Source organism: Nevskia sp., assembly GCF_051860985.1.
Lineage (GTDB): Bacteria > Pseudomonadota > Gammaproteobacteria > Nevskiales > Nevskiaceae > Nevskia.
Window position 1 is genome coordinate 48886 of record NZ_JBIMKV010000005.1, and the last position, 22024, is coordinate 70909.

19 protein-coding genes are annotated in these 22024 nt (G+C 67.9%); 13 read left to right on the top strand and 6 right to left on the bottom strand.

The genetic code is table 11. The features are described from left to right. Window positions 1-7 precede the first annotated feature (7 nt). Complete coding sequence (locus ACTIGJ_RS06510; RefSeq protein WP_439639478.1) at window positions 8-655, bottom strand: hypothetical protein; 648 nt, start codon at window positions 653-655, stop codon at window positions 8-10. A gap of 167 nt (window positions 656-822) precedes the next feature. Next, complete coding sequence (locus ACTIGJ_RS06515) at window positions 823-2481, bottom strand: AMP-binding protein (protein ID WP_439639479.1); 1659 nt, start codon at window positions 2479-2481, stop codon at window positions 823-825. A 180-nt stretch (window positions 2482-2661) separates the two neighbouring features. On the opposite strand from ACTIGJ_RS06515, the gene ACTIGJ_RS06520 reads away from it, so the two are divergent. From ACTIGJ_RS06520 to ACTIGJ_RS06545, 6 genes are all read left to right on the top strand, one after another. Then, the gene (locus tag ACTIGJ_RS06520) at window positions 2662-3807 is read left to right on the top strand and encodes an SMP-30/gluconolactonase/LRE family protein (RefSeq protein ID WP_439639480.1); all 1146 of its coding nucleotides are present in this window, start codon (window positions 2662-2664) and stop codon (window positions 3805-3807) included. Window positions 3808-4067: 260 nt separating this feature from the next. Next, entirely contained in the window at window positions 4068-6041 is a 1974-nt protein-coding gene (locus ACTIGJ_RS06525; protein WP_439639481.1) for a DUF1302 domain-containing protein, read from the top strand. A gap of 20 nt (window positions 6042-6061) precedes the next feature. Further along, window positions 6062-7393 (top strand): DUF1329 domain-containing protein, encoded by a 1332-nt coding sequence (locus tag ACTIGJ_RS06530; protein ID WP_439639482.1) that lies wholly within the window; start codon window positions 6062-6064, stop codon window positions 7391-7393. An 84-nt stretch (window positions 7394-7477) separates the two neighbouring features. Further along, window positions 7478-8527, top strand: coding sequence for a WD40/YVTN/BNR-like repeat-containing protein (locus ACTIGJ_RS06535; RefSeq protein ID WP_439639483.1), 1050 nt, complete (start codon window positions 7478-7480; stop codon window positions 8525-8527). Beyond that, complete coding sequence (locus ACTIGJ_RS06540; protein WP_439639484.1) at window positions 8524-10944, top strand: efflux RND transporter permease subunit; 2421 nt, start codon at window positions 8524-8526, stop codon at window positions 10942-10944. Before ACTIGJ_RS06535 ends, ACTIGJ_RS06540 begins: the two co-directional genes overlap by 4 nt. Window positions 10945-11020: 76 nt before the next feature. After that, on the top strand, window positions 11021-11773 hold the full coding sequence (locus tag ACTIGJ_RS06545; RefSeq protein ID WP_439639485.1) for a 2OG-Fe dioxygenase family protein: 753 nt from the start codon (window positions 11021-11023) through the stop codon (window positions 11771-11773). Between the two features lie 64 nt (window positions 11774-11837). Here ACTIGJ_RS06545 and ACTIGJ_RS06550 read toward each other — a convergent pair whose 3' ends face one another. The 4 genes from ACTIGJ_RS06550 to gloA all read right to left on the bottom strand — a co-directional run bounded on the left by ACTIGJ_RS06550 (window position 11838) and on the right by gloA (window position 14281). Beyond that, a complete protein-coding gene (locus ACTIGJ_RS06550; protein WP_439639486.1) occupies window positions 11838-12437 on the bottom strand; it encodes a cysteine hydrolase family protein in 600 nt (199 codons plus the stop codon). Between the two features lie 92 nt (window positions 12438-12529). Continuing rightward, window positions 12530-13051 carry a peptide-methionine (R)-S-oxide reductase MsrB gene (msrB, locus tag ACTIGJ_RS06555; protein ID WP_439639487.1) on the bottom strand — a complete coding sequence of 174 codons (522 nt, stop codon included), beginning with the start codon at window positions 13049-13051 and terminating at the stop codon, window positions 12530-12532. Further along, the gene (gene msrA / locus ACTIGJ_RS06560; protein ID WP_439639488.1) at window positions 13048-13677 is read right to left on the bottom strand and encodes a peptide-methionine (S)-S-oxide reductase MsrA; all 630 of its coding nucleotides are present in this window, start codon (window positions 13675-13677) and stop codon (window positions 13048-13050) included. Before msrA ends, msrB begins: the two co-directional genes overlap by 4 nt. A 175-nt stretch (window positions 13678-13852) precedes the next feature. Continuing rightward, window positions 13853-14281, bottom strand: a complete 429-nt coding sequence (gene gloA / locus ACTIGJ_RS06565) for a lactoylglutathione lyase (protein WP_439639489.1) — start codon at window positions 14279-14281, stop codon at window positions 13853-13855. A 245-nt stretch (window positions 14282-14526) separates the two neighbouring features. On the opposite strand from gloA, the gene ACTIGJ_RS06570 reads away from it, so the two are divergent. From ACTIGJ_RS06570 to ACTIGJ_RS06600, 7 genes are all read left to right on the top strand, one after another. After that, complete coding sequence (locus ACTIGJ_RS06570) at window positions 14527-15090, top strand: HNH endonuclease (protein WP_439639490.1); 564 nt, start codon at window positions 14527-14529, stop codon at window positions 15088-15090. 44 nt (window positions 15091-15134) lie between these two features. After that, on the top strand, window positions 15135-15941 hold the full coding sequence (locus ACTIGJ_RS06575; RefSeq protein ID WP_439639491.1) for an NUDIX hydrolase: 807 nt from the start codon (window positions 15135-15137) through the stop codon (window positions 15939-15941). 111 nt (window positions 15942-16052) lie between these two features. Then, a complete protein-coding gene (locus ACTIGJ_RS06580) occupies window positions 16053-18191 on the top strand; it encodes a molybdopterin-containing oxidoreductase family protein (protein WP_439639492.1) in 2139 nt (712 codons plus the stop codon). Continuing rightward, window positions 18191-18496, top strand: coding sequence for a 4Fe-4S binding protein (locus ACTIGJ_RS06585; protein WP_439639493.1), 306 nt, complete (start codon window positions 18191-18193; stop codon window positions 18494-18496). The genes ACTIGJ_RS06580 and ACTIGJ_RS06585 overlap by 1 nt, the downstream gene beginning before the upstream one ends. A 120-nt stretch (window positions 18497-18616) precedes the next feature. Continuing rightward, window positions 18617-19582, top strand: a complete 966-nt coding sequence (locus ACTIGJ_RS06590; protein WP_439639494.1) for an NAD(P)H-dependent flavin oxidoreductase — start codon at window positions 18617-18619, stop codon at window positions 19580-19582. Between the two features lie 16 nt (window positions 19583-19598). Beyond that, window positions 19599-20144 (top strand): PadR family transcriptional regulator, encoded by a 546-nt coding sequence (locus ACTIGJ_RS06595; RefSeq protein WP_439639495.1) that lies wholly within the window; start codon window positions 19599-19601, stop codon window positions 20142-20144. Window positions 20145-20187: 43 nt separating this feature from the next. Continuing rightward, a complete protein-coding gene (locus ACTIGJ_RS06600) occupies window positions 20188-21984 on the top strand; it encodes an acyl-CoA dehydrogenase (RefSeq protein ID WP_439639496.1) in 1797 nt (598 codons plus the stop codon). The last annotated feature ends 40 nt before the right edge of the window (window positions 21985-22024 follow it).

Sequence of the window (22024 nt, forward strand, 5' to 3'; positions counted from 1 at the left end):
AGGATTGCTACGGTGCAGGAAGCTGCCGGGTGGCAGCCGTCGTCGAGCCGCGCGGCGCAGTGCTCGCGTCGCGGGACGGATGTGAAGGCGTGAGGCCGGCCGGCGCGGCGGAAATCCGGCCCGGTCCGGCAGTGGCCGGCAGCGCGGCGCGGCGTTCCCGGACCCGGCTGCGGAGCTGTGCCAGCGTCTGCTCCGGATGGCCCTGCCCAGCGGTGGCGCGCAGGCGTTCGGCGGGCGGTTCGCCCTGCGCGGCCAGGATCTCGAATACGCCCTGCGGCTTCAGCAGCGGATAGCCTTCGGCGTTGCTCGGGCCTAGGAACAGCAGGTAGCGGGTGCCCGGCGTGAAGTTCGGCAGGCCGTCTTCCCAGATCCGGGTATTGCCGATGCGGCCGCCGAACAGGCGCAGCTCGAAGCGGCCGCCGAGATCGCCGGCCAGCGTTTCGACCTTGTCGAAGCGGCTGAAGGTGAAGGGATTGTTGCCGTGGGCGGCGACTGCCCGGGTTTCGCTGGCCGTGCAGGTGGCGATGACGATCCGCGGGCTGCGGTCGATCAGCTGGTCGATGGTCTGCGGCACCAGGTCCAGTGCCTGCGACGGCAGCGCCGTCGTCAGCAGCAGGGCCAGCCACCACGTCGCGCTTGCGACGATCCCTTTCATTCCCGTCTCCCCGGTTCGTGACGATGCCTGCAGCGAGGCATCGGTCAGAAGGCTAGGGATCGGGGGACAGGATAGGAATCAAGAAAAAGTGAAAATTACGTCAATATCGATCCGTGACGGGCGGCGTCTCACGATCGCCGGCGGTGCGGACACCGCCGGCTGCCGGATCAGTCTTCCCAGTACACCTGGGTCTTGCGATCGGCTTCGAGCCCGGCCAGCAGTTCGCCGTAGCGCTTTTCGATCTCGTTGCGGCGCACCTTCATGGTCGGCGTCATCAGGCCGTTGTCGATGCTCCAGGTGTCGCGGGTGACGACGATCTTGCAGATCTGCTCGTGCGGTTCGAGCGACTGATTGACTGCCTTCATGGTTGCCACCAGGCCGGCCTCGACCTGCGCGCGCGGCAGCTTGCGGGCATCGGCGTTCAGCGACAGCACCAGCATCGGCTGGTACAGCCCGGCCCCGACCAGACACATCTGCTCGACCGTGGTGTTGGTGCCGAACTTGCCCTCGATCGGCGCCGGGCTGACGTACTTGCCCTTCAGGGTCTTGAAGATTTCCTTTACCCGGCCGGTGATGAACAGATAGCCGTCGGCGTCGATATGGCCCTTGTCGCCGGTGCGCAGCCAGCCATCGGCGGTGAACAGCTCGGCGGTCTTTTCGGGGTCCTTGTAGTAGCCCGGCGTGTTGCCCGGATGCTTGCACTGGATCTCGCCGTCCTCGGCGATGCGGACGCCGGCATCGACGAACGGCTTGCCGATCGACCCGACCTTGTTCTGGCCCGGCAGGTTGAGGCTGGCGTAGATCGAGTTCTCGGTCATGCCGTAGCCCTGCATCACGTCGATGCCGAGCTTGGCGAACCATTCGATGATCGGCCGTGGCAGCGGCGCGGCGCCGGACACCACCAGCCAGGCGCGGTCCAGGCCCAGGCCCTTGCGGATCTTTCGGCGGATCAGGCCGGAGATGATCGGCAGCTTCAGCAGGCGGTCGATCTTGGCCTGCGGCAGCTTTTTCAGGATGCCGCCCTGAACGCGGCTGTAAACCAGCGGCACGCCGTAGAAGCGGGTCGGCCGCACCAGTCCCAGCGTTTCCGGCAGCTTTTCGAGTTCCTCGAGGAAGTGCACCTGGGCCGGCAGGTAGAGGCTGGCGATTTCCACCGCGCCGCGCTCGAAGGCATGCGCCAGCGGCAGGTAGGACAGGAAATGCTCGCCGCCGGCGCGCGCCGGCTGGTCGCGCAGCATGCCGGCCACCGTGAACGCGAGGTTCTCGGCCGTCATGATCACGCCCTTCGGGTTGCCGGTGGTGCCAGAGGTGTAGATCAGGCTCCAGATCGCATCGGCCGCCCGTTCGACCGGCTGCGCGATCGGCGCATGGGCGGCGGTCAGCGTGTTCCAGTCCTGCGCGCAGGGCGCAACGCCCGGATACGGCAGCGCGATGCGGACAACCTCGGCCGGCAGTGCTGCCAGGAAGCCGGCGGCGTCCGGCATCGGCCCGATGAACGCCACCTTGATGCCGGCGTGGCCGGCGATATAACGCACCGCGTCCTCGCTCTGCTTCGGATACAGGCCGACGCCAGTCAACCCGGCCAGGCCGCAGGCGAAATCCGCCATGAACCAGTGCGCGTTGTTCATGCCGGTCATCGCCACCGCGTCGCCGGGCTTCAGGCCCATCGCCACCAGTGCCGACGCCATCCGCCGCGCCTGGTCGGCGACTTCACCCCAGGTCCAGGTCCGCCAGACGCCTTTGACCGGCTGGTGCAGGTATGGCTCGTTCGGGGTTTCGGCAGCCCGCTTGAGCAGTTGTTGCACCGGGTTCGGCAGCTTGGACATGAAGTTTCTCGGGTCGTCTGAGTACAGATGTGCGCGAATGCTAGCAAAGCGACCGCTGCAACGTGCGCTGGCGTATGGTGGCGACCGTCTGGCCGAAAGTCGAGGTACTGGCGGCCGACGCCGCGCGAAACGCGGGCTGCCGAACTTTTTTCAAACGTCCCGATTGCCATGAGAAAGCTGTTGAGAACGCTGCTTGCGATGCTGCTGACCGGCCTTGGCGCCGTTGTGGCCTACCTGCTGTTGGCCCCTACCGATGTCGATCCTGTTGCCTGGCAGCCGCCCCGGGCGCCGGCTGCGGAAGGGCCGCTTGCCGTCAACGACAGGCTGAAGGACCTGCAGCGGCTGGCCGCCGGCATCGGTATCGGGCCGGAAGGCATCGGTATCGATGCCGAAGGCCGCGTGATCACCGGCTTCGACGATGGCCGGGTGATCCGCCTGTCTGCGGACGGCCGCCACTACGAACTGCTGGCCGATACCGGCGGCCGGCCGCTGGGCATCGCCTTCACCGCCGATGACACGCCGATCGTCGCCGACGCCGTCAAGGGACTGCTGCGTATCGAGGCCGGGCAGGCACGCGTGCTGGCGAGCGAGGCCGGCGGCGTGCCGCTTCGCTTCACCGACGATGTCGACAGCAGCGGCACGCAGATCGTGTTTTCCGATGCCTCGACCAAGTTCGGCATCCGCGCCTACCTGCACGATCTGCTGGAGCATCGGCCGCACGGCCGCCTGCTGGTCCACGACAGCGCCACCGGCACCACCACCGAGCTGGCACGCGATCTCTACTTCGCCAACGGGGTCGCACTCGGACCGGGTGGCGAATACGTGCTGGTGGCGGAGACCTCGGCGTACCGGATCAGCCGCATCTGGCTGCGCGGCGACAAGGCCGGCCGCCGCGAACTGTTCGCCGACAACCTGCCGGGCTTCCCGGACAACCTGAGCTTCAATGGCCGCGACCGGGTCTGGGTGGCGCTGGCCAATCCCCGCGATCCGGGCCTCGACGCGCTTGGCGAATGGCCGCAGCTGCGGCGGCTGCTGGCGCGGCTGCCGGCGGCGATCCAGCAGCGGCTGGCGTTCTCGCCGATCAAGCACAGCCTGGTGCTCGGCTTTGATCTCGAGGGCCGGGTGATCGCCAACCTGCAGTACCACGGCACCGACGCCTATGCGCCGATCACCAGCGTCGAGGAGCACGGGCACTGGCTGTATCTAGGGTCGCTGAGCGAACCGACGATCGCCAGGCTGCCGCTTGCACGCGCGATCGTCGGGGCCGAGCCACCGCCTGACGGTTGGCAGCAGGCGCCGGCGCGACCGCAGCAGACCTCGCCCTGATCGGACAAATCCCTTTGCTTTCGCTGCATTGCGACATCTGCGGCCGGCGCGGCCCGGGTTCCCGGCGGCGCCGGCCGCGTGCTTGCAAATACACGGCATGACTCGTATACCTTCGGCCATATCCCGCCCATACGGGTAGGGATGGAGTGGTAACTCGATGCGCACCGCCTGCGGGCAGGGGCGCACGATCACTAAAACGACGGCAGACAGCCCAACGGCGACCGGCCTGCAAACGGTCGCCGGTGCGATAGGAGACGACTATGCAGAGCTACGATCCCGTGCAGGGAACTGCGACGGCGCGCCCGTCGATCGCGCGCCGCGCACCGCGGGTGGCACTGGCGGCCGGCATCGCGATGATGGCGGCCGGCCCGGCCACCGCCTTCCAGTTCGACCTCGGTCCCGTAAAGGGCAACCTCGACAACACCCTGTCCTACGGCATGCTGTGGCGTGCCCAGGGACGCTCCGACAGCCTGATCGGCATCGCCAACGGCGGCACCGCCCGCAGCGTCAATGGCGACGACGGCAACCTCAACTACTCGGCCGGCGATCTCGTCAACCAGATCGCCCGTGGCACCCACGAGCTGGAGCTGAAGTACGGCGACAACATCGGCCTGTTCGTGCGCGGCACCGAGTTCATGGATTTCCAGGTCGCCCACGAACTGGAAAAGTTCGGCCCGCGCGGCCGTGACCGTCTGCAGATGCACTGGGAACTGCTCGACGCCTTCCTGAGCGTGTCCGGCAAGCCGTTCGGCAACCGCACGACCAACGTCCGCATCGGCAACCAGGTGATCAACTGGGGCGAGTCGACGTTCATCCCCAACGGCATCAACGCCACCAATCCGCTCGACATCCTGCGGCTGCGCGCGCCGGGTGCGGAGCTGCGCGAGGCCTTCCGGCCGACGCCGATGCTGTCCTTCAGCCAGGAACTGACCGACAGCCTGACCGCCGAAGGCTATGTGCAGGCGCGCTTCGACAACTTCTTCCTCGACCCGCGTGGCTCGTACTTCTCCACCACCGACATCGCCAGCGACGACGGCAACCGCGCGGTAGTGACCTTCGGTCGTCGCGATGACGATTTCATGGGCAACCCGTTCCCGCCGACCGGCACCACCGCCGGCCTGTCCGCCGCTGCGCAGGCGGCGGGCCTCGGCCCGTTCCGCGGCGATGCCAGCGTCTGGGTGGGCCGTACCGGCGTGCGTGACCGGCCGAACGGCTTCGGCCAGTTCGGTGTCGCCACCCGCTACCTCGCCGACTGGCTGGGCTCGACCGAGTTCGGCGCCTACTACCAGTACTACCACTCGCGGGTGCCGCTGGTGTCGGCGCTGAAGTCGACCGATGCGCGGCGCGGCAGCGGCACGACCTCGGCAGCCACCAATGTGCCGCTGCCACCGCAGCTCGGCGGCAGCGTCGGCGTGGCCTCGGGCCAGAACGGCAGCGCGGCCTACTTCCTCGAATATCCGAAGAACATCCACCTGCTCGGCCTGTCGTTCAACACCCAGCTCCCGAACGGCATGGCGCTGCAGGGCGAGTACAGCTACCGGCCCAACCTGCCGCTGCAGCGGGCGGCCACCGAACTGCTGCTGGCGGCACTGAACATCGAGTCGAACTTCGCGCCGAATCCGGCCGACATCGCTGCCGGTGCCGAAATCCGCGGCTGGCAGCGGGTAAAAGCGCACCAGATCCAGACCACGGCGACGCAGGTGATCCCGACCATCCTCGGCGCCCAGCAGCTCGCGCTGGTCGGTGAAGTCGGCTACACCTTCCTCGACCTGCCGACCAGCGTGCTGTTCGACGGACCGGGCACGGCGTTGCCGGCGCTGGCGGCCGCGTCCAACGCAGCCGGCGGGTCGGTGCAGAACGGCGGCTACGCCACGCAGCACTCCTGGGGCTATCGCGCCGTTGCCCGTCTCGACTACCTGAGCCTGCTCGGCGCTTGGAACATGTCGCCGCGCGCCGTGTTCAGCCACGACGTCAAGGGCGTCAGCCCGACGTTCAACGAAGGCGCGCAGGCGGTCACCGCCGGCGTCAACTTCAACTACCAGGCCACCTACACGATCGATCTGTCCTACACCTCGTTCTTCGGGGGCCGCGTGTACTGCGGCTCGGACGATCCCAACCCGGCGCTGGCCGGCAGCAACGGCCTCGCCGCAGGCCAGTCGCAGTCTTACTGCACCGCCGCCAATCCATTGAAGGACCGCGACTTCATCGCCCTGACGATGACCTACGCGTTCTGAACCGCAGAGGAATGCTCTTGATGAAACTGAACCGAATTTCCAGCTCGCTGGTCGCCGCCGCCTTCGGTGCCATGACGGCGCTGTCCGCGCACGCCGAATCGCTGAACACCATGGGTGGCGATGCCGCCGCCAACGCCGCCGGCACCATCCCGGCATGGACCGGCGAGGTCGTGAAGGCCCCGGCCGGCTTCAAGCCCGGCATCCTCTATCCGGACCCGTTCGCGGACGAGAAGCCGATCCTGGTGATCACTGCCGCCAACGCCGAGGAGCACAAGGCCCAGCTGAGCGCCGGCCAGCTCGCCGCCTTCAAGAAGTACCCGGCCTACAGGATCAACGTCTATCCGAGCCACCGGACCGGCGTGTATCCGAAGGGCTACTACGACGAGACCAAGGCCAACGCCGGCAAGGCCAAGCTGTCGGAGTCCGGCAACGGCGTGCTCGGCGTCAATGGCGGCCTGCCGTTCCCGACGCCGAAGAACGGCAACGAAGCGATCTGGAACGCGCTGACCCGCTATCGCGGCGAAACCTACGAGACCGACAACGTGCAGCTGGCGGTCACCCGGGGCGGTGAATACACGCCGGTGCGCTTCCAGTACCAGCTCGACTTCCAGTTCGGCTCGCTGAACAAGAAGCCGGCCGAGCGCACCGACAACCTGCTGTTCTACTTCCTGCAGCGCATCGTCGCGCCGGCCCGCCTGGCCGGTTCGGTGCTGCTGGTGCACGAGCCGCTGGACCAGACCAAGGTGTTCCGTTCGGCCTGGACCTACAACCCCGGCCAGCGGCGCGTGCGCCAGGCACCGAACGTGGCCTACGACAACCCGGGCACGGCGGCCGACGGCCTGCGCACCAACGATGACTTCAACATCTACAACGGCGCCACCGACCGCTACGACTTCGAACTGGTCGGCAAGAAGGAGATCTACATTCCGTACAACAGCTACAAGCTGTCGAGCGGCGTGAAGCTGGAAGACATCGTGCGGCCGGGCTTCCTGAACCCGGACTACACCCGCTACGAGCTGCACCGCGTCTGGGTGGTCGACTCCAAGCTGAAGAAGGGCACCTCGCACCTGTATGCGCGGCGCACCTTCTATCTCGACGAGGACACCTGGACGCCGGTGCTGGTCGACAAGTACGACGGCCGCGGCGAGCTGTTCCGCACCGGCGAGTACCACTCGATCCAGCTCTGGGACGTGCCGATGACCTTCGGTACCGTCGAAGTCCACAGCGACCTGCAGTCCGGCCGCTTCCTGGCGCTCGGCGTGCGCACCGGCGACGACAAGATGTACGCGCCGTCGAAGCTCACCCAGGCCGACTTCACGCCGGCGAGCTTGCGCGAATCCGGCGTCCGCTGACCGTCAGCACGGCTGCCTCGGCAGCCATCGTCACCAGGGCCGGCGGGTTCGATCCGCCGGCCCTGTTGGTTTGAGGTTCCGAACATGGAGACGACATCGATGCGAGCATCGCCACGATGGGTCGCGAGCGCGCTGCTGGGCTTCGCGACCGGCATCACCCAGCTGCCGGCAACGGCGCAGAACCGGGCCGATGCACCGGCCGCCGCCGACGCTGCTGCGCGACCCCGGCCGGTGCCGCGCTCGGTGGCCGGGACGGTTCCGAAAGCCACCGTCGAACGCCTGCTGCTCAATGACGCCGCGCGGGCCGGCAAGCGCATCGTCGCGGTCGGCGAGCACGGTTACGCGATCACCTCCGACGACGACGGCACCAGCTGGCAGCGGGCCGCCGGCCTACGCCGGACCATGCTGACGGCCGTGCACTTCGTCGACGACAAGATCGGCTGGCTGGTCGGCCACGACGGCCTGATCGCGATGACCGCCGACGGCGGCGCCAGCTGGCAGGAACAGCGCTTTGCGCCGGCGGACGAAGAGCCGCTGCTTGGTGTCTACGCCCGCGACGCGCAGCACGCGATCGCTGTCGGCGCCTACGGCCTGTATCTGGAAACCGCCGATGGCGGCGCCACCTGGACCGACCGCGCGCTGGCGCCGGAAGGCGAGGAGGACGACCGTCACCTCAACGCGATCACGGCCTTCGCTGGCGACAAGCTGGCGATCGTCGGCGAATCCGGGCTGCTGAAAATTTCCGCGGACAACGGCGCGACCTGGTCGGCGGTGAAGCCGCCGTACGAAGGCTCCTACTTCGGCGCGCTGCCGATCGGCGCCGATGGCCTGATGATCTTTGGCCTGCGCGGGCAGGCCTTCGTCAGCCGCGATGCCGGCGCCAGCTGGATGGCTTCCGAAGGCTCTGGCCCGGTGACGCTGCTCGGTAGCGGCGTCGCTGCCGATGGCAGCGTGACCCTGGTCGGCTCGGCCGGTTCGGCGCGGATCAGCCGCTATGGCGGCAAGACCTTCACCACCCTGGCCCCGGCGAAGATCGCCGCCTATTCGACCGCGCTGCCGCTCGACGCTGTCCACGCGCTGCTGTTCGGTGAAGCCGGCACCAGCGTTCTCGATCTGGCAGGAGCCGCGAAATGACCCCGCACAAGACCACGGCCGACCTGCCGCGCATCGAAGGCCCGCTCGGCGGGCTGATCCAGCGGCTCTCCAACCTGCTGTTCGGCAACCGGGCGCTGATGCTCGGCATCTTCGCGGCGCTGACCGTGTTCCTCGCCTGGTCGGCGAGCGGGCTCAAGGTCGACGCCGGCTTCAAGAAGATGATCCCGCTCGAACATCCGTACATGAAGACGTTCACGGACTACGAGCAGACCTTCGGCGGCGCCAACCGCATCATCGTCGCGCTGATCCGCGAGCCGGCCGCCGAGGGCGCAGCACCGGCCACGATCTTCGACAAGACCTTCATGGCCAGCCTGAAGGCGGCGACCGACGACCTGTTCTACATCAAGGGCGTCGACCGGCCGACCGTGCAGTCGCTGTTCACGCCGAATGTGCGTTTCATCGAGATCGTCGAAGGCGGCTTCGCCGGCGGCAACGTCATTCCGGCCACTTTCCAGGGCGAGCCGGAAGATCTTGAAACCGTGCGCCGCAACGTCCAGAAGGCCGGCCTCGTCGGCCGCCTGGTATCGAACGACCTGCACGGCGCCCTGATCCGCGCCGACCTGCTCGATGTCGATCCGGAAACCGGCGAAAAGCTGAACTACCCGCGCATCGCGGCGGAACTGGAAGCGCTGCGCGCGAAATACCAGAAGGACGGCGTGCAGGTGCACATCATCGGTTTCGCCAAGGCGGTCGGCGACATCACCGCCGGCGCCCAGGGCGTGATCGCGTTCTTCCTGATCGCCTTCGTGATCACCGCGCTGCTGCTGCTCTGGTACACCAAGTCCGCGAAGCTGACCGGGGTCGCGCTGGTCTGCGCACTGCTGCCGGTGCTGTGGCTGCTTGGCACCTTGCCGCTGGCCGGCTACGGCATCGATCCGCTGTCGATCCTGGTGCCGTTCCTCATCTTCTCGATCGGCTGCAGCCACGCCGTGCAGATGACCAACGCCTGGAAGGATGCGATCGCCGACGGCTTCGATGCCACCGATGCCTCGCGCTACGCGTTCAGCCAGCTGTTCATTCCGGGCACCCTGGCGCTGGTGACGAATGCGCTCGGCTTTCTGGTGATCATGCTGATCAAGATCGACATTGTCCGCGAGCTGGGCATCACCGCCACACTCGGCGTGTCCTTGATGATCGTCACCAACAAGATGGTGCTGCCGATCCTGCTGACCTATCTGAACATCGGTCAGGCCACCCTCGACAAGAAGCTCAAGCTGGAAAACAGCTTCGATCCGTTCTGGCGCGCCTGCTCGCACTTCGCCGAGAAGCGCACCGCGGTCTGGGCGATCGCCGGCAGCGTGGTGCTGCTGGTCATCGGCTTCGTGTTCGCCCGCGAGCAGAAGGTCGGCGATCTCGGTTCCGGCCTGCCGGAGCTGCGCGAGGACTCCCGCTACAACCGCGACAACGCGGCGATCACCGGCAACTTCAAGATCGGCGTCGACGTGATCTCGATCGTCGTGCAGACCCACGACATCGACGGCGCCTGCACCGACCACCGGGTGATGGACGCGATGGACGCCTTCGAGTGGCGGATGAAGAACGTCGATGGCATCGCCAGCGCGATCTCCCTGCCGAGCATGGCCAAGATCGTCAACGCCGGTTTCAACGAAGGCTCGCTGCGCTGGCGCGTGCTGGCCCGCAATCGCGACGTGCTGGCGCAGGCGGTGACGCCGATCGACACCGGCACCGGCCTGCTGAACTCCGACTGCTCGGCGATGCAGATGCTGTTCTTCACCAGCGACCACCAGGGCGAGACGCTCGCCCACATCGTGCAGTCGGTGAAGGACTGGAACGCTGAGTTCCACGCGCCAGATTCGGAGTTCGCCGAGATCGCCGGCAAGGTCGAGTTCAAGCTGGCCTCCGGCAATGCCGGCGTGATGGCGGCCACCAACGAAGCGGTCGAGGAAGCCGACAAGCACGAGCTGGCGGCGATCTTCGGCGCCATCACCCTGATGTGTCTGCTGACCTTCCGCTCGTTCGGCGCCACGCTGTGCATCATCCTGCCGCTGGCGCTGGTGTCTCTGCTGAACAACGCGCTGATGGCGGTGCTTGGCATTGGCCTGAAGGTATCGACGCTTCCGGTGATCGCGCTCGGCGTCGGCGTCGGTGTGGACTACGGCATCTACCTCTATGACCGCATTGAGGTGCACCTGCACCACGGCATGAGCCTCGTTGAAGCCTTCTTCAACGCGCTGAAGGAACGTGGCGCGGCGGCGGCGTTCACGGCGGTGACGATGAGCCTCGGTGTCGCCACCTGGGCGTTCTCGGCGCTCAAGTTCCAGGCCGACATGGGCGTGCTGCTGAGCTTCATGTTCCTGGTCAACATGCTCGGTGCGCTGATCCTGCTGCCGTCGCTGCTGGCCTTCTTCATCAAGCCGAAGCCGGCGCGCGGCTGACGAGGCGAAGCCAGCGCGGGCGTTGCGGAGCGGTCAGGTCCGCAGCGTCCGCGCATTCGTCGATAATCCGCGGCCGATGAACCGTCCTCCGCCCACTGCCGCGCTGTCCGGCCTGCCGTCGCTGTCGCGCCTGCAGGCGTCGATCGCGGCCGATGGCTATGCCTTCGTCGCCGGTACGGCGATGCAGGGCGCGCTGCTGGCGGCCGGTACGCTGGATGATTGGCCGGCGTTCAGCGCCAGCTGGAACGATCTGGCGTTGGACACTTTCATGGCCGATGGCGGCCGCTACCGCCGCCGTCGCCATGCCGTCTACACGGTCGAGGCCGGCGCGCCGATCGTCCGCGAGCCGCACCAGCCGCACTGGCAGGGGCTGGAATACAACCCGTTGAATGGCGGCGTCGCGCGCTGGTTCGAGCCGGTCACCGAGGCCGTCGGCAGCGGCGCCAGCCTGCAGACGATCCTGCGCTGGTGTGCCGGCCTGTTCGGCCGGTTGTCACCGTCGGTGACGGCCTGGAAGGTCGAGATCCACCAGTTCCGCATCGAAGCCGGGCCGGGTGTCGCCGGTCAGCCGACGCCGGAAGGTGCGCACCGCGACGGCGTCGACCACGTGCTGGTGCTGATGATCCGCCGGCACAACATCGTCGAAGGCACGACGACCATCATCGCGGCGGACGACCGCGAACTCGGCAGCTTCACCCTGACCGACCCGTTCGATGCCGCCCTGGTCGACGACGGCCGCGTGCGCCACGGCGTGACGCCGGTCGAAGCCCTGGACCCTGCGCAGCCGGCCTGGCGCGACGTGCTGGTGGTGACCTTCAAGCGGCGCTGAAGCTGCCGCCACCCGATACGAGAAAGGCCCGCATTGCGGGCCTTTCTGCGACAGCCTCGGGCTGTCAGGCCCAGGCCGCAGCGTTCCTGACTACGACGTTGAAGCCGTCGGCGATTTCCGCCAGCGCCGTCTCGTGCACCTGCGAGGCCGGAATCGTGCCGCCGAGCGCGCCGGGCAGCGGCCTTGTTGCGCAGGCATCGGCGACCACGGTGGCGCGGAAGCCGTGGTCGGTGGCCGAGCGGGCGGTGGCGGAAATGCACATATGGGTCATCGCGCCGGCCAGGATCACTTCGCTGCGGCCGCTTGCCTTGAGTGCCTCGGCGAGGCCGGTGGCGGTGAAGCAGTTCGGGTAGCTTTTCTCGATCACCGTTTCGCCCGGCGCCGGCCTGACGGCGTCGATCAGGCCGAAGAACGGGCCGGTGGGGTCGAAGATCGGCGCGCCGGGGCCGGTCTTGTGCTGGAAGTGGAACACCGGCACGCCGTTGGCGCGGGCCAGCGCCAGCAGCTTCTGCGTTTCGCTCACCGCGCGCTCGATCTGATCGAGCTTCAGCGCGCCCTTGAGGTATTCGTTCTGCAGGTCGATCACCAGCAGCGCGGCGTTCGCCAGCGGCGACGGCGTCAGCGGCGCGCCGGCAATCTGGGTCAGGGTCCTGGGCTCGGCCATGCGGTTTTCTCCTCGGTCAGTTCTGGTCTGTGGTGAAAGCGGTAAGCGGTTGCCGGGCCCGGCTGCGGGCGCGGGAATCGCGGGCGATGTCGTCAGGCGGCGGTGTCGACCTGCTGCGGGATCGGCTGGCCGTTGTCGAAGAACGCCATCGACACCGAATTCAGGCAGTAGCGCTGGCCGGTCGGCTTCGGGCCGTCGTCGAACACGTGGCCCAGGTGGCCGTCGCAGCGGCGGCAGCGGATTTCGGTGCGGATCATCCCGTAGCTGTAGTCCTTGATGTTGCGGACGTGGCTGCTGTCGAACGGCTCGAAGAAGCTCGGCCAGCCGGTGCCCGAATCGAACTTGGCGGTCGAGCGGAACAGCGGCAGGCCGCACAGCCGGCAGGCGTAGACGCCGTCCTTCTTGTTGTCGTTGAAGTGGCCGCAGAACGCCCGCTCGGTGCCGTGATCCAGCAGCACGCGGCGCTCTTCGGCGTTCAGGCCCTCGGCCAGCGTCTGCTTCAGCGCGGGGCTGATCGGGCGCAGGTCATAGCCACTGGGGCTGGTGGCGATCGCGGTGTCGGCGGGGCTGTCCTGCGCGTCGGCCGCCGGTTTTTTCTTGTCGAACAGGCTCATTTGCGGAGGTACTCGGTAAAGGTGTGTTCCAGCTTGTCGACCTTCGGTGCGGCGACGCCGGCGATGTACGGCTGGCCGGGGTTCCGGATCGCGTAGTCCTGATGATAGGTCTCGGCGCGGTAGAAGCGTTCCAGCGGCGTCAGCAGCGTGACGATCGGGCTGCGGAACACGTGCGCGGCTTCCAGCTGCGCGATGTAGGCCGCCGCCACCTCGCGCTCCGCCTCGCTCTGGAAAAAGATCTCCGACCGGTACTGGCGGCCGCGATCGTTGCCCTGGCGATCGAGCTGGGTCGGATCGTGAGCGACCGCGAACAGCACCTTCAGCAGCTGGCCGTAGGAGATCACCGCCGGGTCGTAGACGATCTTCACGACCTCCGCGTGATTCGTGCGGCCGGTGCAGACGGCTTCGTAGTTGGCAGTGTCGGCGCTGCCGCCGGCATAACCGGAAATGACGTCCGACACGCCGTTGAGCCGTTCGAACACGGCCTCGACGCACCAGAAGCAGCCCGCCGCGAACACCGCTTCCTGCGGGCCCGGGCCGGGCGTCGCCAGATCGCGTGCGGGGTCGGGAAATCCGGATTGATCAGCCCGGCGTGCGGCGGCCGGCAATTCGCAAACGGTGTTCATGGTGTTCTCGCTGAACGATGTGGAGAAGGCGGAAGGCCTGGTCGCCGGCGCTGCCTGCGGGAGTCGCGCAGCAGCCGGCCGATCATGTGCGTCATCCTCGACTGCGCGGACGGCATGCGTCTGCGTCGGCATGTTCCGGTTTCATGTCCATTCCGGCTGCGCGGCGTTTGCCCGGTCAGGCCGCAGCCGCAGTGCCGGCGTCTTCGCCGGACCGGCGCTGGATGAACTCGATCTTGTAGCCGTCCGGGTCTTCGACGAAGGCGATCACGGTGGTGCCGTGCTTCATCGGCCCGGCTTCGCGGGTGACCTTGCCGCCGCGCGCCTTGACCTGTTCACAGGCCGCGTAGGCATCGGCCACCTCGAGCGCCACGTGGCCGTAGCCGGTGCCCAGTTCGTAGCGGGCGGTATCCCAGTTGTGCGTCAGCTCCAGCTCGGCGCCGCGCTGGATACCGTCGACGCGCTCCTCGGCGCCCATGAAGGCAAGCGTGAAGCGGCCTTCGGGGTAATCGCGGCGCGAGACCAGCTTCAGGCCGAGCACATCGCGGTAGAAGGCGATCGAGCGGTCGAGGTCGCCGACGCGCAGCATGGTGTGAAGGAGTTTCATGTTCGGGTTCCAGTGGCGATGACGGGCGCTGGCGACGGCGGGGACGCGCAGCAATCGGGGCGGGCGGGCACCGGCGTCGGCGGCAGTGACCGGCCCATTCTGCACCCCTGCAAAGCTGGGGCGGCCCGCGCAGGGTTCAACCGGATGGACCGCTGGCCGGCGGCTGTGGACGCAGCGCTGCAACATCCTCCGGCCATGCTCGCCGCACGCACACACGCCCGTGAAAGTCGGCTAAAGTCAAGAACATGATGCATTCGATCCTCAAGCTCGATATCGGTGGCATGCCGGTTGGCTGGATTCGTTGGCAGACCGCTGCAACGCTTTACGCCCGGGACTGCGTGCGCTGGGAAACCGGTGCCGAACGCTTCATCGTCCGCGGCGGCATCAATGCCCGCACCGGGCAGCCGTCCGAGCTGCGGATCGGCTCGATCATCGCCGTCGCCGATCGCTCGCGGCGTCACAACGGCGGCAACGCGCCGCTGCTGACCAACCGCACGCTGTTCCAGCGCGACAAGAACCTGTGCCTGTACTGCGGCCGCCAGTTCTCGCCGAACGAACTGACCCGCGACCACATCGTGCCCGCATCGCGCGGCGGTGATTCGGTCTGGGAAAACTGCGTTACCGCCTGCCGCGCCTGCAACCAGTACAAGGACGATCGCACGCCCGAGGAAGCCGGCATGAAGCTGCTGGCGGTGCCGTACATCCCCAACCTCGCGCAGTACCTGATCCTGTCGAACCGCCGGATCCTGGCCGACCAGATGGAGTTCCTGCTCGCCTACGCGCGCAAGAAGGTTGCAGTCGGCAATTGATTTGCGGGATCGTCGGCGGCCCTGAACCGCCCGACCCTGACGCCGTGACCTCACCTGCCGCTGCTCCGATCGCACCCGCGCGCCTTGCCGCCACCGTTCTGCTGCTGCGCGATGGCGCCGACGGCCTCGAAGTGTTCATGGTGGTGCGCCACCAGCAGATCGATTTCGCTTCCGGCGCGCTGGTGTTCCCCGGCGGCAAGCTGGCGACCGGTGATCACGATCCGGCTGCGCAGGCGCGCTGCAGCGGTATCGATGGTCTGAATGCCGACGAGATCGCGCTGCGCATCGCCGCCGTCCGCGAGGCCTTCGAGGAATGCGGCGTGCTGCTGGCGCGGCCGCGCGGCTCGGCGGCATTCGTCGACCCGGCACGGGTCGCAGCACTCGGGCCGCAGTACCGGGCGGCGCTCGACAAGGGCACGCTCGGCATCGCCGCGATGCTCGAGGCCGAAGACCTGCAACTGGCCTGCGAGACTTTGGTGCCGTTCGCGCACTGGACCACGCCGACGTTCATGCCGAAGCGTTTCGACACCCGTTTCTATCTGGCCGCCGCGCCGGCCGAACAGGTGCTGCTGCATGACGGCGGCGAAGCCGTCGATTCGGTGTGGATCCGCCCGCAGGACGCGTTGGCGCAGGCCGATGCCGGACGCCGCACGCTGGTGCCGGCCACGCGGCTGAACGTCGAGAAGCTCGGCCGCAGCCGCAGCGTGGCGGAAGCGCTGGCGGCTGCGCGCGCCGACACCATCATCGAAGTGCTGCCCGAGCGCGTCGACACGGCCGCCGGCATCACGCTGCGGATTCCGGCGGCGGCCGGCTACGGCATCACCGAGTTCTCGCTGCCGGCCGGCGGCTAGCTGCAGCCGGTGCCCGCAGCGCGGCGACGCGGGGCCGAGTGCCCTGCCTGATTGAATCACTGCCAGCGGCGCAGCATGCTGCGGTCACCGACTTCATGAACGGGAACCGCCATGCCGAACCCGCTTGCCCAGGACGCCACCGTGCTCGGTGCCTGTCCGCACGATTGCCCGGACACCTGTTCGATGCGGGTCTTGGTCGCGCAGGGCAGGGTCACGGCGGTGCAGGGCAACCCGGCGCATCCGTTCACGCAGGGCCGGCTGTGCGCCAAGACCAGCCATTATCAGGAGCGCGTCTACCACCCGGAGCGGCTGCTGTATCCGATGCGCCGCAGCGGCCCGAAGGGCAGCGGCGCCTTCGAGCGGATCAGCTGGGACGAGGCGCTGGCGACGATCGGCGAGCGCTGGCGCGCGATCATCAGGGCTGATGGCCCGACCGCGATCCTGCCATACAGCTATCTTGGCACCCAGGGCATCGTCAACGGCCTGACCGTCGGCGATCCGTTCTTCAACCGGCTGGGTGCCACGATCTCGGAACGCACGTTCTGCGATTCCGGCGCCTCGACCGCCTACGTGATGACGGTCGGCCCGACGCCGGGCATGGACCCGGAAAGCCTCGCCCACTCGCGCTTCATCATCCTCTGGGCCTGCAACCTGCTGAGCACCAACGCGCACCTGTGGCCGTTCATCGACCAGGCGCGCAAGCGCGGCGCCAAGCTGGTGGTGATCGACCCGGTGAAGACCGGCACCACCGCGATGGCAGACCTGCACCTGCGGCCGCGGCCAGGCACCGATGCCGCGCTGGCACTGGCGATGATCCACGTGATCATTCGCGAAGGCCTGGTTGATCGCGACTACGTCGACCGCCACACGATCGGCTTCGATGAACTGTACGCGCATGTCGCCGGCTATACGCCGGAATTCGCGGCTGCCGAAACCGGCATTGACGCCGACGTGATCCGGACCCTGGCGCGCGACTACGCGAGCGCGCAGCCCTCGGCGATCCGCATCGGTGTCGCCATCGAACGCTCGGCCGGCGGTGGCCAGCTGGTGCGCGCGATCGCCTGCCTGCCGGCGCTGGTCGGCGCCTGGCGACGTCCCGGCGGTGGCCTGCTGCAACTGCCGCTATGGGCGTTTCCGGTGCGCTGGGATCGGCTGCACCGCGCCGACCTCATCACGCCGGGCACCCGTGTGCTCAATCAATGGAAGCTCGGCGCAGCACTCACCGGCAGCCTGCCGCTGGACCCGCCGATCCGCGCGCTGTTCGTCTACAACAGCAACCCGCTGGTGGTGGCACCCGACCAACTGCGGCTTCGGGAAGGGTTGGCGCGCGAGGACCTGTTCACCGTGGTCAGCGAGCAGTTCATCACCGACACCGCGCGCTATGCCGACCTGCTGCTGCCGGCGACCACGCAGGTGGAACAGGACGACCTGATGTTCTCCTGGGGTCATCTGTACCTGACCCTGAACCGGCAGGCGGTGGCACCGCAGGGCGAAGCGATTGCCAACGCCGAGCTGTTCCGCCGGCTGGCCACCGTGATGGGTTTCGACGACCCGTTCTTCCAGCGCAGCGACGAGGAGATCCTGCGCGAATCGCTGGACTGGGATGCGCCGACGATGCAGGGCATCAGCCTGGAACTGCTGGAGCGGCAGGGCTATGCGCGGCTGAACCTGCCGGCTGCCGATGTCTTTGCGCCGCATGCCGATGGTGGCTTCCCGACGCCGTCCGGCAAGGTCGAGATCAAGGCCTCGATGGCGGCCGGCGGCAATTTCGTGCTGCCGACCTTCCGCCAGGGCTATGCCGAGCTGCAGGATGGTGCACCAGTGCCGGCGCTGCCGACCTACCGGCCGCCGCGCGAGTCCGGCTTCGCCGAGGCGCTTGCCGGTGCGCCCTATCCGCTGGCGATGATGTCGCCGAAAAGCCATTCGTTCCTGAACTCCAGCTACGGCAACCTGCGCCGGCAGGCGGTGCGCGAAGGCGAGCAGAAGTTGGTCATCCACCCGGCCGATGCCGATGCACGCGGTATCCGCAGCGATGACCTGGTGCGGGTCCGCAATGCGCGTGGTGCTTTTGTCGCGGTCGCCAAGGTGGCCGAGGACACGCTGCCCGGCGTGGTCGTCGCACCGATGGGTCACTGGCTGGCCAGTTCCCGCGCACAGGCCACGCCAGCGGCGCTGAACCCGACCGCGCTCGGCGATCTCGGTGGCGCGCCGACCTTTTCCGACAACGCCGTCGAAGTGGAGCGCGCCTGATGCCACACGTCGTCACCGACCATTGCACGGCCTGTCGCTACACCGAATGCGTGGCGCTGTGCCCGGTCGACTGCTTCCACGCTGCGGACGACCGCCTGTACATCGATCCGGATGCCTGCATCGACTGCGCCGCCTGCGTGCCGGTCTGCCCGGTCAAGGCGATCGTCGATGCCTTCGATCTCGAAGACGGCGCGGATGCCCTGATCGCGCTGAACCGGACCATGTCCGGTGAACTGCCGGTGATCGCCGACAAGGCCGCGCCGTTGCCGACCGCCGAGGCGCGCCGGGCGTCGCTCGGCTACTGAGCGGCGCCGGTCTGTCTCGTTGTCTGTCGACGCCACTTTTGCGGCAGACTATGCAAAAAATTGCACAGACAATTTTCTGCATATAAGCTCCGGCCTCCCTTATCGATGAGGTTGGCCCGCATGTCTCTTCCGCCCGTGCTTCGCGACCGCCTGCGCATTCCGGTCGTCGCCTCGCCGCTGTTCATCATTTCCAATCCGGACCTGGTGATCGCCCAGTGCAAGGCCGGCGTCGTCGGCTCGTTTCCGGCGCTGAACGCGCGGCCGGCCGAAGAACTCGGCAAGTGGCTGCAGCGGATCAACGAGGAACTGGATCGCCACAACCAGGCCCACCCGGATCGTCCGGCGGCGCCGTATGCGGTCAACCAGATCGTCCACAAGTCGAACAACCGGCTGGAGCACGATCTGGAGATGTGCGTGAAGTACAAGGTGCCGATCGTCATCACCTCGCTCGGCGCCCGGGTCGACGTCAACGAGGCGATCCATTCCTACGGCGGCATCACGCTGCACGACATCATCAACAACAAGTTCGCGAAGAAGGCGATCGAGAAGGGCGCCGATGGCCTGATCGCGGTCGCTGCCGGTGCCGGCGGCCATGCCGGCACGCAGTCGCCGTTCGCGCTGATCCAGGAAATCCGCGAGTGGTTCGACGGCCCGCTGCTGCTGTCCGGCTCGATCGCCAGCGGCAGCGCGATCCTCGCCGCGCAGGCGATGGGGGCTGATCTCGGCTACATCGGCTCGGCGTTCATCGCCACCACCGAAGCCAATGCCGACGCCCGCTACAAGCAGTGCATCGTCGACTGCGGCGCCGACGACATCGTCTACTCCAACCTGTTCACCGGCGTGCACGGCAACTACCTGCGGCCGTCGATCGTCGCCGCCGGGCTGGACCCGGATAACCTGCCGGAATCGGACCCGAGCAAGATGGATTTCGGCTCCGGCGGCAACACCGACGCCAAGGCCTGGAAGACCATCTGGGGTTGCGGCCAGGGCATCGGCGCCGTGAAGTCGGTGACCAGCGCCGGCGAACTGGTCGACCGCCTGGAGCGCGAATACCTCGCGGCGCGCGGCCGCCTGCTGGCGGCCTGAGGGTCGGGGCGAGGTCATGGCGCTGTCGCATGCGATCCTGGTGTCGCTGCTCGACCGGGCGCACTCCGGCTATGACCTCGCCAAGCGTTTCGACCAGACCGTCGGCTTCTTCTGGCCGGTCAGCCACCAGCAGATCTACCAGGAACTGCACAAGTTGGCGGCCGCCGGCCGGGTGCAGGCCGAGACCGTCGCGCAGAGCGAGCGGCCGAACCGGATCGTCTACCAGCTGACCGACGCCGGCCGAAAGCTGCTCGACCAGTGGCTGACCGAGGCCACCGAGCCGCCGGCGTTCAAGGAAGAGTTGCTGGTCAAGCTGTTCGCGCTCGACGACGACAATCGCGACACGCTGGTGGCCGAAATCGGCAGCCGCCGGCAACGCCACGCCGAAAGGCTGGCCCGCTACGAAGCGATCATGGCCGAGCATTACCCGAACCCCGCCGCGCTCAACGCACGCCGGCGCGGCCGCTACCTGGGCCTGCGCATGGGCATCCTGACCGAGCGCACGACGCTCGCCTGGTGCGATGAAGCGCTGGCGCTGCTGGATCTACCGGCGGCTGGCTGAAGCACCGCAACTTCCCGTTTCCTCCTTCCCGATCGACACCGACATGGCTGCCTACCAAGCTCCGCTGCGCGACATGGCTTTCGTGATTCACGAGCTGCTGGAGGCTGGCGAGCACCTGCGCCAGATACCGGCGTTCGCCGAGATCGAGGCGGACCTGCTCGACAGTGCGCTGTCCAGCGCGGCGCGCTTCGCCGAAGACGTGCTGGCGCCGCTGAATGCCGGCGGCGACGCCATCGGCTGCCAGCTGGAGGACGGCGCGGTCCGCACGCCGCCCGGCTTCGCCGATGCCTACCGGCAGTTCATCGACGCCGGCTGGCCGACCTTGAGCTGCGCGCCGGAACACGGCGGGCAGGGCTTCCCGGCGCTGGCGCATTCGGCGATCGTCGAGTTGCTGAACGGCGCCAACCAGAGCTGGACGATGACGCCGATCCTGTCGCACGGCGTCTACCGGATCGTCAGCCAGCACGCATCGCCGACATTGCAGGCGCGCTGGCTGCCGGCGATCGTCGACGGCCGCGTCACCACCACGATGCTGCTGACCGAAGCGCACGCCGGCAGTGATCTCGGCCTGCTGCGCAGCACGGCGCTGCCCGATCCGGCGCACGACCTGCCCGACACGCCGGCCTACCGCCTGCGTGGCAGCAAGATCTTCATTTCCGGCGCTGACCACGAGTGGACCGAGAACATCGTCCACATGGTGCTGGCACGGCTGCCCGATGCGCCGACCGGCGTGCGCGGCATTTCGCTGTTCCTGGTGCCGAAGCGTCTCGAGGATGGCAGCCGCAACCGGCTGGAGGTCACCCACGTCGAGCACAAGTTGGGCCTGCGCGGCAGCCCGACGTGCGCGGTGACGCTGGACGACGCGCGCGGCTGGCTGGTCGGCCAGCCGCACCAGGGGCTGGCGGCGATGTTCATCCTGATGAACGACGCGCGGCTGAATGTCGGCGTGCAGGCGGTGGCGGTGGCGCAGGGCGCCTATGACGCGGCGCTCGCCTACGCGCGCGAGCGGCTGCAGATGCGGCCTTCCGGCGGGGCCCGGCATCCGGAGCTGCCGGCCGACCCGATCATCCATCACCCGGATGTGCGCCGGATGCTGCTGACCCAGAAGGCGCGCATCGAAGGTGGCCGGATGCTCAGCTACTGGATGGCGCTGTGCAGCGACCTGGAAGCCCATCATCCCGATCCGACCGCGCGGGCTGATGCCGGCGACCTGCTGGCGTTGCTGACGCCGGTGACCAAGGCCTTCCTCAGCGACAACGCGTTCGACGATGCCAACCTGGCGCTGCAGGTGCTTGGCGGCCATGGCTACCTGCGCGATCACGGCATCGAGCAGCGGGTGCGCGATGTCCGCATCGCCCAGATCTACGAGGGCACCAACGGCGTGCAGGCGCGCGACCTGGTCGGCCGCAAGATCCTGGGTGACGGCGGGGCCCGGCTTGCCAAGCTGCTGGCGCGGATGCGCGGCTTTCTCGGCGATTCGGCCCAGCCGTCGGAACTGGCCTCGCTGTTTGCGCCGGTACGGCGGCTGGCCGATGCCTTCGAGGCCAGCGTCGGCCAGTTGGGCGAGGCCCAGCAGCGCGATCGCGATGCCGCCGACGCAGCCGCCTACGACCTGCTGCAGGCGCTTGGCCACCTGTGCTTCGGCTATCTGTTCGCCCGGGCAGCCGTGCTGGCGCTGCCCAAGGCCGGCGCGGCCGATCCCTTCCACGCCGCCAAGCTGGAGACGGCGCGCTTCTACATCCACCAGCTGCTGCCGAGGGCCTTTGCGCATCTCGAATCGGCGCGCAGCGCGGCCGATGGCGGGCGGTCGACGCTCGACCAGCAGCGCCTGTTCGGCTGACGGCCTCACATCGCAGCCGGGCGGCGCCGGACCCGGCCCG

Coding starts and splice junctions, on each gene's coding strand:
- gloA (WP_439639489.1), bottom strand. CDS start 14,281: ATGAAACTCCTTCACACCATGCTGCGCGTCGGCGACCTCGACCGCTCG.
- ACTIGJ_RS06550 (WP_439639486.1), bottom strand. CDS start 12,437: ATGGCCGAGCCCAGGACCCTGACCCAGATTGCCGGCGCGCCGCTGACG.
- ACTIGJ_RS06525 (WP_439639481.1), top strand. CDS start 4,068: ATGCAGAGCTACGATCCCGTGCAGGGAACTGCGACGGCGCGCCCGTCG.
- ACTIGJ_RS06600 (WP_439639496.1), top strand. CDS start 20,188: ATGGCTGCCTACCAAGCTCCGCTGCGCGACATGGCTTTCGTGATTCAC.
- ACTIGJ_RS06585 (WP_439639493.1), top strand. CDS start 18,191: ATGCCACACGTCGTCACCGACCATTGCACGGCCTGTCGCTACACCGAA.
- ACTIGJ_RS06595 (WP_439639495.1), top strand. CDS start 19,599: ATGGCGCTGTCGCATGCGATCCTGGTGTCGCTGCTCGACCGGGCGCAC.
- ACTIGJ_RS06510 (WP_439639478.1), bottom strand. CDS start 655: ATGAAAGGGATCGTCGCAAGCGCGACGTGGTGGCTGGCCCTGCTGCTG.
- ACTIGJ_RS06530 (WP_439639482.1), top strand. CDS start 6,062: ATGAAACTGAACCGAATTTCCAGCTCGCTGGTCGCCGCCGCCTTCGGT.
- ACTIGJ_RS06580 (WP_439639492.1), top strand. CDS start 16,053: ATGCCGAACCCGCTTGCCCAGGACGCCACCGTGCTCGGTGCCTGTCCG.
- ACTIGJ_RS06515 (WP_439639479.1), bottom strand. CDS start 2,481: ATGTCCAAGCTGCCGAACCCGGTGCAACAACTGCTCAAGCGGGCTGCC.
- ACTIGJ_RS06535 (WP_439639483.1), top strand. CDS start 7,478: ATGGAGACGACATCGATGCGAGCATCGCCACGATGGGTCGCGAGCGCG.
- ACTIGJ_RS06540 (WP_439639484.1), top strand. CDS start 8,524: ATGACCCCGCACAAGACCACGGCCGACCTGCCGCGCATCGAAGGCCCG.
- ACTIGJ_RS06545 (WP_439639485.1), top strand. CDS start 11,021: ATGAACCGTCCTCCGCCCACTGCCGCGCTGTCCGGCCTGCCGTCGCTG.
- msrB (WP_439639487.1), bottom strand. CDS start 13,051: ATGAGCCTGTTCGACAAGAAAAAACCGGCGGCCGACGCGCAGGACAGC.
- msrA (WP_439639488.1), bottom strand. CDS start 13,677: ATGAACACCGTTTGCGAATTGCCGGCCGCCGCACGCCGGGCTGATCAA.
- ACTIGJ_RS06590 (WP_439639494.1), top strand. CDS start 18,617: ATGTCTCTTCCGCCCGTGCTTCGCGACCGCCTGCGCATTCCGGTCGTC.
- ACTIGJ_RS06570 (WP_439639490.1), top strand. CDS start 14,527: ATGATGCATTCGATCCTCAAGCTCGATATCGGTGGCATGCCGGTTGGC.